Consider the following 14019-nt stretch of genomic DNA (forward strand, 5'->3'; position numbering starts at 1 on the left):
TGCTACTTCTTCGCGGCGGCGACCTTCTTGCGCGGTGCCCGCTTGCGAGCCGTGACCGGTGCGGCGACCTGCTGCGCTTCGTCGTAGGCACTCACAATCTGAGAGGACAAGCGTCCCCGCTCGGACACCTCGTAGCCGTTTTCGCCGGCCCAGGCGCGGATCGCCCGCGACCGCTCGCGGTCCGTCGAGCTGGCAGTGGTCGACTGGCCGGTCGCCACACGCACCTTGCGGCCACCAACCCTGCGCGCTGCGGCGATGAACTGCGCGAGTTCCTCGCGCAGAGCGGCGGCGTTGTCGTCGGACAGGTCGATCTCGTAGCTGACGCCATCGAGTGCGAACGGAACCGTGTGGCTGGCCGGGCTACCGTCGATGTCGTCCAGCGTTTCGACAGAAACCTTCTGTGCCATATAAAATCTCCAGTACTTGAGTGCGCTGAGCGTAGGCGCGTGATGTGCGATGTGGATCTGGATCTGCTGTCGAGCATAGCTTCGGCCCAGTATTGTGGCAATTATCCATGCGGCGTGCCATTGAATGCCCGCGCATGGGTGCTTCTGTGATGGTACCGCCCGACGGATTTCGGTGTGAGCGAGCTACCTCAACCGGGAAGATCCGTTGGTGCGGCGAGGTTCCTGGGCGCGACGTGATGTGGGAACCGGGTCGCGGCGTTGTGTCGTGGCGTTCTGTGCGCTGGCTCGCCCTGCTGGGTCGTCGTGAGCATCCCAGTTCTTGCATCGGCGCAGGATTCGCTGTGGCGTGTCGGGGGAGGCGGGGTGCCCGGTCTGTCGGTTGGCTCGTTGCCGGTCTCGCGTGGGCATGTGGGCACCGTCGGTGGTCAGGCCGGGGCCGGGAACCGGGGCCGGGAACCGGGGCCGGGAACCGGAAGTGCTGGGCGAGGGAGTGTCGCGCTGCGGCGGTCTGCTTCCGCGTGGATTGCAGGCTGAATCGGAGCGGAGTCGAAGGCTGAGCTGCGTTGAGCATGAACACGCTAGCGGCGGTGGGATTTTGGGGTCACTGAGATGGAGCGAGGGTAGCTGGGCGCGACTGTGTCCATGCGATTACTAACCGATGGATCCGGCGACCAATTTGCTGACCGTGATGTGTCGACTCTCGATGACGCAGTTTCAGTGATGCTTCTCTGCGTCGCGGGCCGTGGGCGTGGACTGCTGTGATCAGCTTGGCGGTAGCGCGGCGATCTCGACGGCGAGTTCGGCGAACAAGTCACCACATTCGTCGACTCGGTCGAGGACGTCCTCGGCGCGGAAGACTAGTTGCTCGACCTTCCGGCATGACCGGACTTCGGCCCACGTGACGGGGGTGGACACGGTGGGAATCGGGAGGCCACGTAGGGAGTACGGTGCGATCGTGGTCTTGTTCGGGTGGTTCTGGCTCCAGTCGATGAACACCTTGCCGGTCCGCCGGTCCTTCGCCATCAGGGCGGTGACGCGGTCGGGGGTTTCGCGAGCGAGGCGCTGAGCGAGCTTCTTGGCGTAGGCGGATGGTGCTGCGGCGTCGTCGGTGCTGATGCCGCAGTAGACCTGCAGCCCCTTCGAACCCGAGGTCTTGGCGTGAGGGGCCAGGCCGTCGTCGACGAGGATGTCCTGCAGTCGCTCGGCGACGCGGCAGCACTCCACGACCGACGTGCCGGGGCCAGGGTCGAGGTCGAACACCAGCCGGTCCGGCGCGGCCCGCGCCACCGGCGGCCCCGGCTGGATGCGCCACTGCGGTACGTGGAGTTCAAGTGCGGCGATGTTCGCCGCCCACACGAGCGCGGCCAGCTCCTCGATCAGGACGTAGGTGATCGTGCCGGTCCCGCGGTCTGAGCGAGCGCCGGTACGGGGTAGCGCGACGGTCGGCAACCAGGCGGGCGCGCCGGCGGGGACGTCCTTCTGGAAGAACTTCTCGTGCTCGACGCCGTCGGGGTAACGGACGAACGTCACCGGCCGCCCGGTCAGGTGGGGCAGCAGCACGGGCGCGATCCGCGAGTAGTAGTTGATCACTTCGCCCTTGGTGAACCGGTTCCCCGGGTACAGTGGCTTGTCCAGGCTGGACAGCGTGAGCTGGCGCTCGCCGGCTTGCACCGTGATCGTCGGCCCGAGCTCGTCCTCGGAAGCCGTGGGCGGGTCGTCGGCAAGCGTCGCAGTGCGGGGCGCCGAGGCGTCACCCGCTCCGCCGGCGGTCGCGGCCTCGAGCGAAGCGGACGGGACGGTGATTTCCTCCGGATCGCGGTCGGGGCGTAGCCCTCGCCACGCCGTGTGGCGCAGCCGTCCGCCGCTGGTGAACTGGCGGTAGACGACGTCGCCGACCAGGATTGGGTCCACCCAGATCACGTCCTTGACGTCCGCGCGCGGTGGCGCGACGGTGAACGGCTGCCGATCGCGGGTCAGCTGGTCCAACCGTGCCTGCAGCTGGTCTCGCTGGGCTTCACTGAAGCCGGTTCCCACGTCTCCGACGTACACCAGGTCGCCGTCCGGGGTGTGCGCGCCGAGCACCAGGCCGCCCATCACGCCGCTGAGCCGGCTTTTGCCCGGCCGGTACCCGCACACGATCACCTCCGTGGTGTGCACGATGGGGTGCTTGAGGAACGCATCGGTCCGCTTCCCCGGCGTGTACGGGGCGTCGCGGCGCTTCGCGACGAGCCCTTCGTAACCGGCGGCCTCGGCCAGCTGCAGCAGCTGCACCGGGCTGGTGTGGTCGGCGTCCAGCTCCACCCATGTGAACGCGCGGGCCACCCCGACCCGGTACGGGTCGGGCATCTGCAGCTCCAGCAGCTGCGCCCGGCGCTGATCGTAGGACAGGTGCAGCAGCGACTTGGCCTCCAGCTGCAGCAGATCGAAGGCAACGAACCGGACATCGGCCTCGGCGACCGGATCGCCGCGGCGGCGCGCAGCACTGCGGCGGCCGCGGGCGTCGCGGCCGCGGCTGCGCTGCAGCAGGCCGAAGTCGATCCGCCCGTTGGCGTCGTAGGCGACGATCTCCCCGTCCAGGACCGCGGCTCGGCCCTCGAGCGCCGGGCCGAGCACGCCGGTCAGCTCGGCGAACTCCTCGGTGAAGGTGTCGCGGTTGTTACGACTGGTCAGCACCGTCGTGCCGTCGGGCGCAATTCGCATGCAGGCGCGATAGCCGTCGTACTTCCATTCGAAGGCCCACTCGGGACCCGTTCGCAGCCGGCCGCCGTCGCTCAGCGCCAGCATCGGCTCGACCCATGCCGGGACCTCGGACCGTGCGCGACCGCTCCCGCTCGCCAACGCCACCCGCGATCACCACCCGAAGCCGGCCGCCCCGGCACGGTACCGGGCCGGTTTCATCCTCACCCGCGCAGCGCCCTTCCGCCTTCTGACTGTCCACACCTGACATGCGGTGACCTGGGCTAACGCGGTGTAAACCATCAAACTGGGCACCAACCCGACGTGTCTGACGCACCGGAACTTGCTGGAGCGGCTGGGCGGGTCCGGTTCGTCGAGTAGTTCCGGACCGCCGTCGGCCCGGGCTACCATCAGAAGCATGACTTCGGCGCTCACGAACCGCTCGCCCGCTGACCAGTACCTGGTGCAGCGGATCTCGGCGCGCGACCATGTTGACGTGGCGTTGCTGGCCGCACTGCCGGGCCACGAACTCGACCGGCTTCTGCCCGGCGGCCGCGCGGCCTTCGAGCAACGCGCGCAGGTCGCTCAGGCGCTGCTGGGCCGCCGGGGCATCGACCCGGACTCGGCTGAGTACCAGGCGGCCGATGCGCAGGCGCGCGACATCTTGGCGCGCGTGGACCAGCTCGGGTCGGACCACGCCGCGTGACCTTGCCGCGTGCCCTGCTGCTCGACTCGACTTTCCTGATCGCCTACGAACGTGAGCTGAGCCCCCGGCTGGCGCAGGCCGTGGTGGTGCAGGCAATCACGAGCGGACGGCTGCTGGTCGTGCCCGCCGTGTCGCTGGTGGTCGCCGGAACCGAGCTGGGCGGGCGTCACCCGGATCTGTCCTGGATGCTCAACGACCCCGCCGGCCCGGTGGAAGTACTGGCGCTGTCGGCGACCAACGCGCTGGAGACCGGCGAGCAAGCCGCCCGCGCCGATGGGGCCGACCTCGATGGACTCGAAGTCGCGCAGATCGTGGTGGAGGCATCCGGAAGCCCGATGGCCGTGATGACCTACGAACCCAAGCGGTACGCGGGATTGTCGATCCACGTCATGGACATGCGCCCGCGGTAGCACGACCGTGGCCGCCTGCGAACACGGCGAGGCGACGTCAAGTTGCCGGTCATCCGCTGGGACGAGGCGGCCGCCGACGCTCCGGCGGCTGTGCGGATGCGGCGACCTTCATGACCGTCGTATCCTCCGACCTCAGGCCGACCTGGGGGAAGGTGCCGAAATGTCACACCCGTCGCACGCACAGCCATCACCTCGCCAGCCTCCGGGCGCCGCAGAGGTTCCGCCTGGCCTGCCGTACAGGGCTGGGGGGCCGGGCCCGGCGTACGGTCACCCGCCGTATCCGGGTGGGGGCCTAGTGCCGCCCCGAAAACCACGCACCGGGATGTGGGTGTCGGTCGCTGCCCTCGGGGTGTTCGTTGCCGTCGTGCTGGTGACCGGGTTCGGCACGCCTGGGTTCTTACTGCGCCACGACGATCCCAAGCCTCCGTCGGCCGGACAGACGACGCCGACGTCGACGTCGAGATTCGCGCGCAACAGCGATAGCCAGTTGCAGGCCGCGAAGACCGTGGCCGAGGAGTTCCTGCAACGGCTCAACGCCAACAAGCTCGACGGCCCGGACGGTGCGAAAGCGATGGCCTGCCCCGGCTCAAACTCCCTGCTCGGCGGCACGTTGCTCGCCGTGGAGCCGCCAACCCAGCTTGCCATTCCGACGCAAGGCGAGGTCCGTTTCCACGACCCGGTGATCGAAGTCGACGTCGCCGGCGTGACCGATCAACGCGCCGTGACGGGATACGTTCGACTTCAGCCGTGGAAGGACCACCAACCGTGCGTCCGGATCCTCGCCATCCACTAGCCACCTCACGTCAACTGGCGACTGTCCGAGCTCACTCCGCCGTCGTTCCCGCTTCCGAGACGGGGTGCCGGCGAATCCGCTGATCCGTCGGCAACGGTCTGTTTTTGCTGTTGGACCTGCCGGTGCCCCGACGCCCGCAGTGACCGTGACGCGGTGGTGCCGGGGTCAGCGGCACACGCTGGCGGCAGTCGCCGATCCGGCGCCGCGACCTGGCGGCCTGACCCGGTGGTGGGGTGACAGACTGGTCGACCAGCCACCAGTACCGGAGGGAAGGCCGTGGAGCTTCCGGGTCCCGATCGCGAGACGATGCGCCTTGGCACGCAGCTGGAGGCGGCCTTGATCGTCGCTGCCGCGCCGGGCGGTGATGTGTCTCCCGCCCTCAGGATCGCTGATGAATTGGTCGACCGTGGGTTGCTGGGCGGCCCTCGCGGTCACGTGCTGGCGATGTACCTCGTCGAGCTGACCGTTCAGCATCTGGCGGCGCAGTCCGGGACGCCTGATCCGTACGCGCCGTTCGCGAATCATCTCGTGCGCACCGGCGTGTGTACCCAGTTCGACCTTGAAAACGCTCGCCTCGGGCGGGTGCTCAACACCGGCTTGGAGCAGGGCTGGTTGCCCGCCGAGATGTACGACAGCCTCTCCGACGCGGGCGGCGGCGATCCAGAGTTCCGGAAGATCCTCTTACGCATCCAACGCCGCACTACATGATCATCCTTGGTCAGGCTGTCGCAGGTCGCTCATCGACGGCCGGAACGAGCCTCGCTTCATGCACGCCGCCGTCGACCCCGTAGCCGCGATCCGGCACCTGAAGGCCCTGGTCACCGACGTGCCCGGCGCCGGGACGTACTGGGAGCAGGTCCCGGGCCGGCCGGAGCAACGGTGAAGCCGGAGCCGAGCGTCCCTGCGAAGACGTCGAGGCTGCAGCGCGCGGCGGCCGCCTGGCCGGGCGAACCCGCCGGGCCCGGCACGAGCGTGTCGGTGATTCGCCCGGAACCAGCGCCAGGCCGCCGTCGGCTACCGCCGCGACGTCGACGAGCACACGTTCGCCGCGAAGCCGCCGGGCGGGCCCCGATCACGCAGCTGTGGCAGGCCGACACGCTGCTGAACCTCCCCGCGAACCTTCCCGTACCGCTGGAGTCGCTGACCGAACGCGAGCGCCGCGCGCTGCACAGGCTTCCGCCCGGCGCGGTCGAGCACGACGGCATGAACTTGATCAGGCGAGCGAGGCCGACGCTGACGGTGACCTTCGCACTGGTCTCGGTGCAGCACTGGCGGACGGGGCTCGCCGCCGCGGGGGAGTACGCGCCGTACTGCCGCCGGGCCATGCTGCTGGCCGCCGCGCCCGCCGAGGAGGAAGCGCTCCTCGATGCGTCGCTCTACGACATCGGCGTCGGCCTGGCCGACTGGACCGGGGTGCGCGAGCTCATGGCGCCTGGCCCGCACAAGCGGCTGCTGGTCAACGCCGCGCATTGGACGTTCACCGAGCAGGTTCTACGCCCAGCTCCCGGCAGGAAGGGCGGCATGAACGAACAGCAGGACCCCGCCGAGTCGACGCTGACCAGTATCGCGACCGAGGCGATCGACAACGCCAGCGCGGCAGACGACCGGCTGGCCGACTGGATCGGCCGCACACCCAGCCCCGCCAGCGAAGCCAGGATGCGGCAGCTGGCCCACCAAGCACCCCGGCTGGTGGCCGACGCCCTGCGACGCTCCGGACGGGCCCAGGCCTACGGCGACAAAGACGTCCGCGCGGCGCTGACCGACTTGCCCGCCGCCGCGCTGGCCGCGATCCGCGCGATCACCCGGCACATCGCCGGCGAGGCCGACGCGGCAGACGGCACCATCGACGCGTTCGTGGCTCCGCGCGGCGTGCAAGGGCTGTGGGATGTCGGAGCGGCAGGCCTGCGCCTGCTCACCGAAGAGCTGCGGGACCAGCGTAAAGACCCGCGCCAAGACGAAGGCAGCGAAGACGTCATCTGGTTCGAGGCCACGAAACGACGGATCGACACCTTGTTCCTGGTGCTCGACGACTGCGTGGCCCGGTCGCCGTCGCTTCCCTCACCGGACCGGTGGCTGTTCATCGCCGCCGATCCGGGGTCGTGGCGGCAAGTCGCGATCGAGCACCTCGACGAGTTTCACCAGGCGGGCTTGCTCAACCCCACCGACCAGCCGTACCAGTCCCCGTTCGGAAGACCCCCGCCGACGACTTCGTCGTGGTCGAGCTCAGCGACGCGGGGCAGAGGCTGAAGGAGCACTGGCGGTCGCGGTGACCGAGCTGCCCCGCGTGTCCGGCGAGATCGGCAGGCGGGGATCCTGCTCGCTCTTTCGAGTAGACGACGAGAGTTGATGGCAGCATGCTCGTCGACTTTGCGCTGGTCAGCACTGCTTCCCGGCAACCTGTAAGCGTCATGGCGGTTGCCCCGGTCGACGCGACTGTGTATGAAGCGGAGCGGGCCCCGAAGGTCGTGCCCTCACCTGATCTTTCAGGGTGAGGAAGGTGCGATGCCGGAGTGGCTGATCGCAGTGGTGGCCGGTTACGTGCTGCTGCTGATCTCGTTCGTCGTCGTGGTCGCGGTGCTCGACCGCAACCACCGTCGCGCCGAGCGCGCCGTGCGCGTCCTGCGGATGCTGCTGATCGGTGCTGCTCCCGGCGTCGCCGGCGCGCTGCTCAAGCTGCACCATGCCGGTCTGCTGTGAGCTCCCGGCCCCCGCTTGCCGAACTCGAGACTGCCGGCGTGCGGATGAGCTGGGCCGCACCGCCCGTGCCTCGCCCCGGAGACCGGACGACATTCCGCTGGTCGTCCCGGAACCCGGAATTCCCGGTTCCGGGGCGGCCAGGTTGTCTCCATGGTCAGGCGAGGGGCCACGTGCCATTCCTTGAGCTGTTCGGCGAGTGCCCGGTCGACCCCATGCCGGGCGAGGTGACCTTCGGGCGGGCGCCGGTCGCTCCGCCCCAGCTGTTCCGAGGTACGGGCTGCTCGGGTTCCACCAGGCCGCTCGGGCCTTGCGGCCGCGCAGCGGGGTGGACGGTGATCAGCCGTCAGGTTCAGCGGCCGTTTCAGCTTGTGACCTGCACCTTCGAGATTTCTCAAGATTTTTCACGGGCAGCGATTCGCCGGCGGGGGTCCGGGCCGGTGTGGGGGTAAGTAGGAAGGAGGGCCCCATGGAGTGGGACCCCGACACGGACTTCGTCCGGATTCCGCGCCCTCGTAGTGTGCTGAGGGTGTTGGCCGACCTCGCCCTGCTGCGTTTTCGCCGCTCGGTCGCCCGTGACCGCGGTGCGACGATCGTCGACGCGGCGCAGGTGCTCAGTGCGTCCGGCCGGGCCGGGCAGGTGTGCAGCCGTGACGAGACCGGCGGCGAGTGGTCGATCACGCTCGGCCCGCCCGCCGAGCGCCTCGAGCCGCCGGAGGCGGCATGACTCACGACGCGACGTCCGGCTCGACGTGTCCGTCCGGCGCCGATGAGGATGAGGACGCAGATCAGCCGGGGGACCGGTACGCCCACCAGGCCGAGGTCCCGTTCAGCCGGCACGCGCTCCAGGCGGTGATCGCAGATCACCGCCTGGAGGCGGTGCGGTCGGCGACCACGGTCGTCGGCGACCATGCCAGCGGGGAGGACGTCGCGCAGGTGGCGTTCATCGAGCTGGCGCGGAAGTGGAAGAGGAAGGGCGTTCTGCGCGAGCCGCGGCGGTTGCTCTTCCAGCTCGTCAAGCTGCGCGCGTTCGACGAGCGGGCCAAGCGGACTCCGGTCCCCCTCACCGATGACGCGTTGATCAGCAAGATGACGGCCGACCGCGTGATGTCGATGCCGGACTTCGCGCCCGGGATCGACGGGTTGTTCAGCAGCATGGCGGTGGTCACGGCGCTCAAGCAGCTGCCGATCCGCCAGCGGCAGGTGCTGGTCCTTCGCATCGGCCTGCAGTGGGAGTTGGCGGCCGTCTCGTCGGTCATGGCCTGCTCCGCGGAAGCCGTGAAGAGCCTGCAGGAACGCGGACTGCAGACCCTGCGGAAATCGCCCTTGCTGATCGGCCGCCGCACGACCCTGCCGGAGGTGCACCAGTGACCACCACCATCGACACCAGCGACGTCAGCGAGGACCGCTTCGACGTCGACCTGATCATGGAGCGCGCGCTCGCCGCCGACGAGGCTGACCTCGCCGCGCACGGACGGCTCCAGCCCACGTTGGCGGACGTGGCCGAGGCCGCCTACCGCGCCTTCGAGATCGGTGTCTGGGAGATGTCGCGCGACCGGCACGCCGAGGCGCTGCAGTGGCTGTCCACCGCGGTCGACAGCGGGATCGAGGAGGCCCGCCCGCTGCTCGCGATCTGCCGGCAGGTCACCGACCCGATTCCGGAACGTCGCGCCGCCGCGGCCGACGAGCATGACGAGCGGCTCGCCGAAGAGCTGATCAGCTTGGAGGAACAGCCCAGCGAGGCCTGCGTGATGACCTCGACGCCGATCTACGAGGCGGTCCTGGCCCACGCCCACGCGGTGGCGCGGACGGCGACGGCCCGGTGGTGGGGCGGGGCGGGGCTGGTGTTGCCTGCGCACGAGGACGCGTCCGGTCGCCAAGTGGGCGCGCAGCTGGTGCACCGCCGCATCGACGCGGTCTACCCCGCCATGGCCTGGTGCCCTGACCTCGTGCTTTATCACGACCGGCCGTGCGCGTCGGCCAGCGCCGACGGGGACGGGCCCGGCCCGGGGAGCCTCTGTCCGGAGTGGACCATGCTGCAGATCAAGTGGCGCTCGCCGGTGGACACCGCCTTCGGCTTCCGGATGCGGTCGCTTGAGGTACTGCCGCAGGGTTCCCTCAGCCGAGTCACCCGGGTGCCCCCGGCTGCGGACACCGCTGCGCGCACAACGGACATCAACCTGCTGGCCTCCGGCGCGGCCGACGGAGACCCCGCGGCAGTCGGGGCAGTGCTGGAGCTGATGCGGCCGGTGGTCGTGCGGTACTGCCGCGCCCGGATCGGTGGACGCGACCTGGCGTACCTGACCGCCGACGACGTCGCGCAGGAGGTGTGCCTGTCGGTGCTCAAGATCCTGCCGGACTACCGCAGGCGAGGAGGCTCGTTCCTTCGGCTGGTGTACGCGATCGCGGCCAACAAGGTCACCGACGCCGTCCGCGCGACCGCCCGCGACCGCGCCGAGCCGATCGCCGACGTCCCCGGCCTCAGGCGGCTTGAGCGGCCCGGTGCGGATGCTGGTGTCCGGCTGGATCTCGGTTCTCGCCTCGGCCGGATGCTCGCGGTGCTCCCCCGGGCTCACCAGGAGGTGCTGACGCTGCGCATCGCGGTCGGGCTGTCGGCTACCGAGACCGCCGAAGCGCTCGGCGTCTCCGCGGGCAACGTCCGCGTCACCCAGCACCGCGCCCTGACGCGGCTGCGCGGAATGCTGCAGGAGGAGAAGTACTGATTCTGGGCAGACGCCGACGGGGCCTAGTTCCGACGTGGGCCGTACCGCCGCGAACGGGCGCGACGAACTCACCGCGTCGCGCGCTGTCCGGGGTCAGCGGGTGGTAAGTGCTTGCAACGCGGCACGCAGGCCGGCGCCGTGTTGTACCTGGTGGGCTACAGCAACGGCTGCTGCCCGGGTGCGAGCGGCGGCGTCGGCGCGGACGCGGGACGCCGTGGTGACGGCCGCGATCTCCTCGTCGGGGCTCAAGGCCGCGTCGGTGCAATCCGGTGGGGTGAGGGTCGCTGCATGATCCCAGGTGATCTCGACGTCGTTGAGCACGCCGGCGGCCGTGACGGTGGCCGACGCGACCAGTGCACCGCTGACGGTGTCGGGCAGCTCGTCCGCGTCCGCCCAGCTGAACGTGGAGGGCTGTCTGTCGAGTTCGGACGCGGACTGGGGATCCATGGCGGGCTCAGCTTTCTGCCGGGCGATTGCGTCATTGACCTGCGGTTCTACATCCACAGGTCGGCTTCCCCCGGCAGCATAGCGAGCGGTGACATGGCGGCCGGCCATCAGCTGGTCGGCTGCGACTTCGATGACGCGGACGCCAGCCTCTCCTGGCGATCACCGAGCGCTGGATGTCAGCACGCCCATGGCCACGCCAGCACTGGTCACCCGGCGCGTTCACTTCGTCGGCGGTGATCAGAACCGGCTGCGGGTCTTCCCCGGGCCTGCACCACGTCGCCACGTCGATGCTCGGCCGCTGCGAAACGTCTCCCCGGAGCGGATCCTTTCCGTTTCGGAAAGGATCTCGGCGCAGCCCTGGTGTCCCCAGCCCTCGCCGACCCGGCCCAGGGAAGCGCCCTTGGTGTACGGACGGTTGCACGCGCCGCACGTCCCGGGGAATCGGGCCGCGATCACCTTCCCCGGCGTCGTCGGCTTCTGCCGTTCGGTCGATTGCGGGGGAGCGGGATTCCCGGAGCTGGTCTGCACCGCGTTGGCGGGAGAGCGGCCGCGGCGCGACCGTCGGCGCCGCGACGGCGTTTCGCCCGCCCCGACGTGAGTTGCTCCTGCCGCGGCCGGCAGGGGCTGATCCGGCGTGACTCCGAGCTGGTTTCGGTACGCCAGGTCACGTTCGGTCAGTCCGCGCACGCGGCTGCCTGGCTCACCGTCATGCCGTGTGGGCCGGTGCGGCGGCTTGTGCCCAGCCGCACGACCGCATGGCACCCCGGCGGCCTGCATCCAGTGCCCGCATTCCGCTTTCATGGCCAGACCCTACGACGTGTGAATCGCAGCAGCCGCACGACATTCCGTCGCACTGCCGGAGGGATCCGGCAGCGCGTCGGATTCACCGGTGCAGGTGACGTCCGGTCATCGAGGAATTCGGGTGAGCGGGGTGTCCGCGTCGGCTCGGCGGACGAGGCCGATGTCGGACAGGGCCATGCCGAATATCGTGACGCCGTCCGACACCCGCACCCAGGGGGTGTTGTCGGGGCCGGTGCTGTGCGCGTTGACCTCGACGACCGCGACGCTCACCCACGCTGGCTCGGGCCAGCTGCCCGCAGGCCCGGCCCACAGCACGTCGACCCGCAGATTGTCGGTCAGGAACTCGCGGGCCTGACGCACGGCGTGGGATGCGTCGTCGGCCGGGATCCACCAGCCGTTTCGCGCCCACACGTCGTCAGCACTCATCGTGTCCGGCCCGCCGTCGTCGAACGCGGCACCGGCAGCACCCAGCCGTGCCAGTTCGCGGGTCGCGGCGATCATGTCGTTGACCGGCTGGGCGCTGCCGAGCCGCGCGGGATCCAGGGTGGGGTCGGCCGATCCGTCCCACGGAACCCCGCCGGCGGTCGTGCCCGGCCAGTGCCTGCCGAGCACGGCCTCGACCTGTGCCGCGCGGTCGAGGTGGTGGCGCAGGTGTGCGTCCCGCGACGTGCGGGCCGGACGGGTGTCGTCCTCGGCGGCGCCGTGGGAGCGGCGTGGGTCCCGGGGTTGGTCGTAGAGGCCGTGCCCGAGCAGCAGCGGGAACAGCAGGTGTTCCAGCAGCGCTTGCAGGCCGTTCTCGACGTTGGCCGCCTCGCCGGTGACCGCGAACGGCTTCCGGATCTGTGCGAGCCCGTCGCCGGTGGAATCCACGACGTGCACGGGCGTGCGGTGCTGGTCCCGCTCGGCGGCTTGCGTCGAGAACGCCACGGCGTAGGCGATCGACGCCGGCAGCAGGCTCGGCCGCCACGCGACGTCGGCGTCGCGGACCACCGTCTTCGCCTGGGCCGCGAGCGTCGGGACGTGCCGGATCAGCGCTGCGGTCAGGGCGCTGATGGTGGCGCCTGCCCCGAGGTCGACGAACGCGGCATGCCGGTCCGCGGGCGGAGGAAGCCAGATCCAGCTGCGTCCCAGCGGGTCGTGCCACGTCTCCAGCACAACCGGGAACGCGTTGCGGGCGTGCAGCTCGCGTTCCAACTTCCGTCCGAGGCGGGATCCGCAGACCAGCCCGAGGAGCGTGGCGACGCCAGACCAGCCCGCCGGCGCGGCGAAGTCGTTGCCGAGCAGGTGATCGAGGCCGATTGCCAGGTAGGGCAGATCGGTGCGGTAGCGCTGGTCCTGGTCGAAGATACAGGCCGGGCACACCGGCTCCGCCTCGCTGCAGTTGGCCAGCAGGTGCTCGGCCGGGTAGCGGTCCCCGCACAGCGGACACGGCGTCGTCGAGGTCTCGTCCACACCGCGGACGCGGTGTAGCCGTGCCTGGCCGAGCTCTGCGTCGATCCGCGCCGCCACGACGTGCGGCGGCTCGCTCCCGGCGTGGGCGCCGAACTCGAAATCGCCGACGTAGCGGCCGCCGGCCGGGGAGCCCGCGAAGAGGTAGACGGGCGCAGTGAGGTCTGCGGCGCCCGGATCGTCGGGATCGCTGTCTTCATCGCCGTCCTCGACATCGCGGCTGGCGTGCAGCACGGCGGGCCCGGCGAAGATTTCGTACCGGCCGAACTCGAGGACGGACGCCTCGTCGGCGCCCCACCCGAACTCCGTGAGGTGCCTGACGATCGCGTCCAGGTACGGCTTCGCCAGGCGCACGGTCGGCGGGATGTCGGGCGAGAGAGGCGAAACCTCACGCAGCGCCCGGGTGTAGCGGGTGCCGCTCGCGGCCTGCCGGCGGCGGGCCTTTTTCCCCGCGGTGCTCTGGTTCTTCGGCACGATCGACTCCTGAATCGCCAGCGGGCTCCCATGCAGGCCACCGGATTTCAGCGTCGGGTCCGGACAGCAGAGATCTCACGCGGGCCCCGGGAGACCTTGGCCATTCGAGTGCCAGCGGAGGCATGGGTTCCATCGGCAGCGGCGGCGGGCGGTACGCGACTAGCCCTGTCGGTCATCGTAGAGCCCAGCTCCGGACTGAACCGCGGGTGGCACGGGTGTCCGACTGGAAATGCCCGCGTGGCGACCGCACAGGCTGCTCCCGGTCCCCCGCTACTCGACACCGCCGGCCTGCACCCGGGCGCCCAGCGAGTCCTTCGCCGCCGCACACACCGCCTCGGGTAGATCACTCCAGCGCAGCCTCGGCGGCGCCGCCGACGACCTCACCCAAGGCCCTCCTGCCTACATCACGTGAGGCCCAACGTCCCCCATCGCCTCCTGG

Annotated in this window: 13 protein-coding genes; 9 read left to right on the forward strand and 4 right to left on the reverse strand. The window is 70.2% G+C overall.

Annotation, left to right across the window (positions count from 1 at the left end):
• Positions 1–2 precede the first annotated feature (2 nt).
• Complete coding sequence (locus tag ACLJOU_RS25180) at positions 3–407, reverse strand: histone-like nucleoid-structuring protein Lsr2 (RefSeq protein ID WP_410570461.1); 405 nt, start codon at positions 405–407, stop codon at positions 3–5.
• Between the two features lie 762 nt (positions 408–1169).
• A complete protein-coding gene (ligD, locus tag ACLJOU_RS25185; protein ID WP_410570463.1) occupies positions 1170–3191 on the reverse strand; it encodes a DNA ligase D in 2022 nt (673 codons plus the stop codon).
• Positions 3192–3501: 310 nt separating this feature from the next.
• On the opposite strand from ligD, the gene ACLJOU_RS25190 reads away from it, so the two are divergent.
• The 9 genes from ACLJOU_RS25190 to ACLJOU_RS25230 all read left to right on the forward strand — a co-directional run bounded on the left by ACLJOU_RS25190 (position 3502) and on the right by ACLJOU_RS25230 (position 10409).
• Positions 3502–3789, forward strand: coding sequence for a hypothetical protein (locus ACLJOU_RS25190; RefSeq protein ID WP_410570464.1), 288 nt, complete (start codon positions 3502–3504; stop codon positions 3787–3789).
• Positions 3786–4199, forward strand: a complete 414-nt coding sequence (locus ACLJOU_RS25195; RefSeq protein ID WP_410570466.1) for a hypothetical protein — start codon at positions 3786–3788, stop codon at positions 4197–4199. Before ACLJOU_RS25190 ends, ACLJOU_RS25195 begins: the two co-directional genes overlap by 4 nt.
• 328 nt (positions 4200–4527) lie before the next feature.
• Complete coding sequence (locus ACLJOU_RS25200; protein WP_410570468.1) at positions 4528–4992, forward strand: hypothetical protein; 465 nt, start codon at positions 4528–4530, stop codon at positions 4990–4992.
• A gap of 276 nt (positions 4993–5268) precedes the next feature.
• Positions 5269–5700: a hypothetical protein gene (locus ACLJOU_RS25205; protein WP_410570470.1), complete on the forward strand. Its 432-nt coding sequence runs from the start codon at positions 5269–5271 to the stop codon at positions 5698–5700.
• Between the two features lie 171 nt (positions 5701–5871).
• Positions 5872–7239 carry a hypothetical protein gene (locus ACLJOU_RS25210; protein ID WP_410570472.1) on the forward strand — a complete coding sequence of 456 codons (1368 nt, stop codon included), beginning with the start codon at positions 5872–5874 and terminating at the stop codon, positions 7237–7239.
• Positions 7240–7494: 255 nt separating this feature from the next.
• Complete coding sequence (locus ACLJOU_RS25215) at positions 7495–7689, forward strand: hypothetical protein (protein ID WP_410570474.1); 195 nt, start codon at positions 7495–7497, stop codon at positions 7687–7689.
• 466 nt (positions 7690–8155) lie between these two features.
• Entirely contained in the window at positions 8156–8413 is a 258-nt protein-coding gene (locus ACLJOU_RS25220) for a hypothetical protein (RefSeq protein ID WP_410570475.1), read from the forward strand.
• Positions 8410–9057, forward strand: coding sequence for an RNA polymerase sigma factor (locus ACLJOU_RS25225; protein ID WP_410570477.1), 648 nt, complete (start codon positions 8410–8412; stop codon positions 9055–9057). The genes ACLJOU_RS25220 and ACLJOU_RS25225 overlap by 4 nt, the downstream gene beginning before the upstream one ends.
• A 713-nt stretch (positions 9058–9770) precedes the next feature.
• On the forward strand, positions 9771–10409 hold the full coding sequence (locus ACLJOU_RS25230; RefSeq protein WP_410570758.1) for a sigma-70 family RNA polymerase sigma factor: 639 nt from the start codon (positions 9771–9773) through the stop codon (positions 10407–10409).
• 93 nt (positions 10410–10502) lie between these two features.
• Here ACLJOU_RS25230 and ACLJOU_RS25235 read toward each other — a convergent pair whose 3' ends face one another.
• Positions 10503–10913 carry a hypothetical protein gene (locus ACLJOU_RS25235; protein ID WP_410570479.1) on the reverse strand — a complete coding sequence of 137 codons (411 nt, stop codon included), beginning with the start codon at positions 10911–10913 and terminating at the stop codon, positions 10503–10505.
• An 849-nt stretch (positions 10914–11762) separates the two neighbouring features.
• The gene (locus tag ACLJOU_RS25240) at positions 11763–13580 is read right to left on the reverse strand and encodes a hypothetical protein (RefSeq protein WP_410570481.1); all 1818 of its coding nucleotides are present in this window, start codon (positions 13578–13580) and stop codon (positions 11763–11765) included.
• Between the last annotated feature and the right edge of the window lie 439 nt (positions 13581–14019).

This window comes from Amycolatopsis sp. cmx-4-61, assembly GCF_046548775.1.
Taxonomy (GTDB): Bacteria; Actinomycetota; Actinomycetes; order Mycobacteriales; family Pseudonocardiaceae; genus Amycolatopsis.

What these genes read in the sequence shown, in the direction of transcription:
- ACLJOU_RS25215 (WP_410570474.1), top strand. Translation starts at nt 7,495, where the DNA reads ATGCCGGAGTGGCTGATCGCAGTGGTGGCCGGTTACGTGCTGCTGCTG.
- ligD (WP_410570463.1), bottom strand. Translation starts at nt 3,191, where the DNA reads ATGCTGGCGCTGAGCGACGGCGGCCGGCTGCGAACGGGTCCCGAGTGG.
- ACLJOU_RS25190 (WP_410570464.1), top strand. Translation starts at nt 3,502, where the DNA reads ATGACTTCGGCGCTCACGAACCGCTCGCCCGCTGACCAGTACCTGGTG.
- ACLJOU_RS25225 (WP_410570477.1), top strand. Translation starts at nt 8,410, where the DNA reads ATGACTCACGACGCGACGTCCGGCTCGACGTGTCCGTCCGGCGCCGAT.
- ACLJOU_RS25230 (WP_410570758.1), top strand. Translation starts at nt 9,771, where the DNA reads ATGCGGTCGCTTGAGGTACTGCCGCAGGGTTCCCTCAGCCGAGTCACC.
- ACLJOU_RS25180 (WP_410570461.1), bottom strand. Translation starts at nt 407, where the DNA reads ATGGCACAGAAGGTTTCTGTCGAAACGCTGGACGACATCGACGGTAGC.
- ACLJOU_RS25220 (WP_410570475.1), top strand. Translation starts at nt 8,156, where the DNA reads ATGGAGTGGGACCCCGACACGGACTTCGTCCGGATTCCGCGCCCTCGT.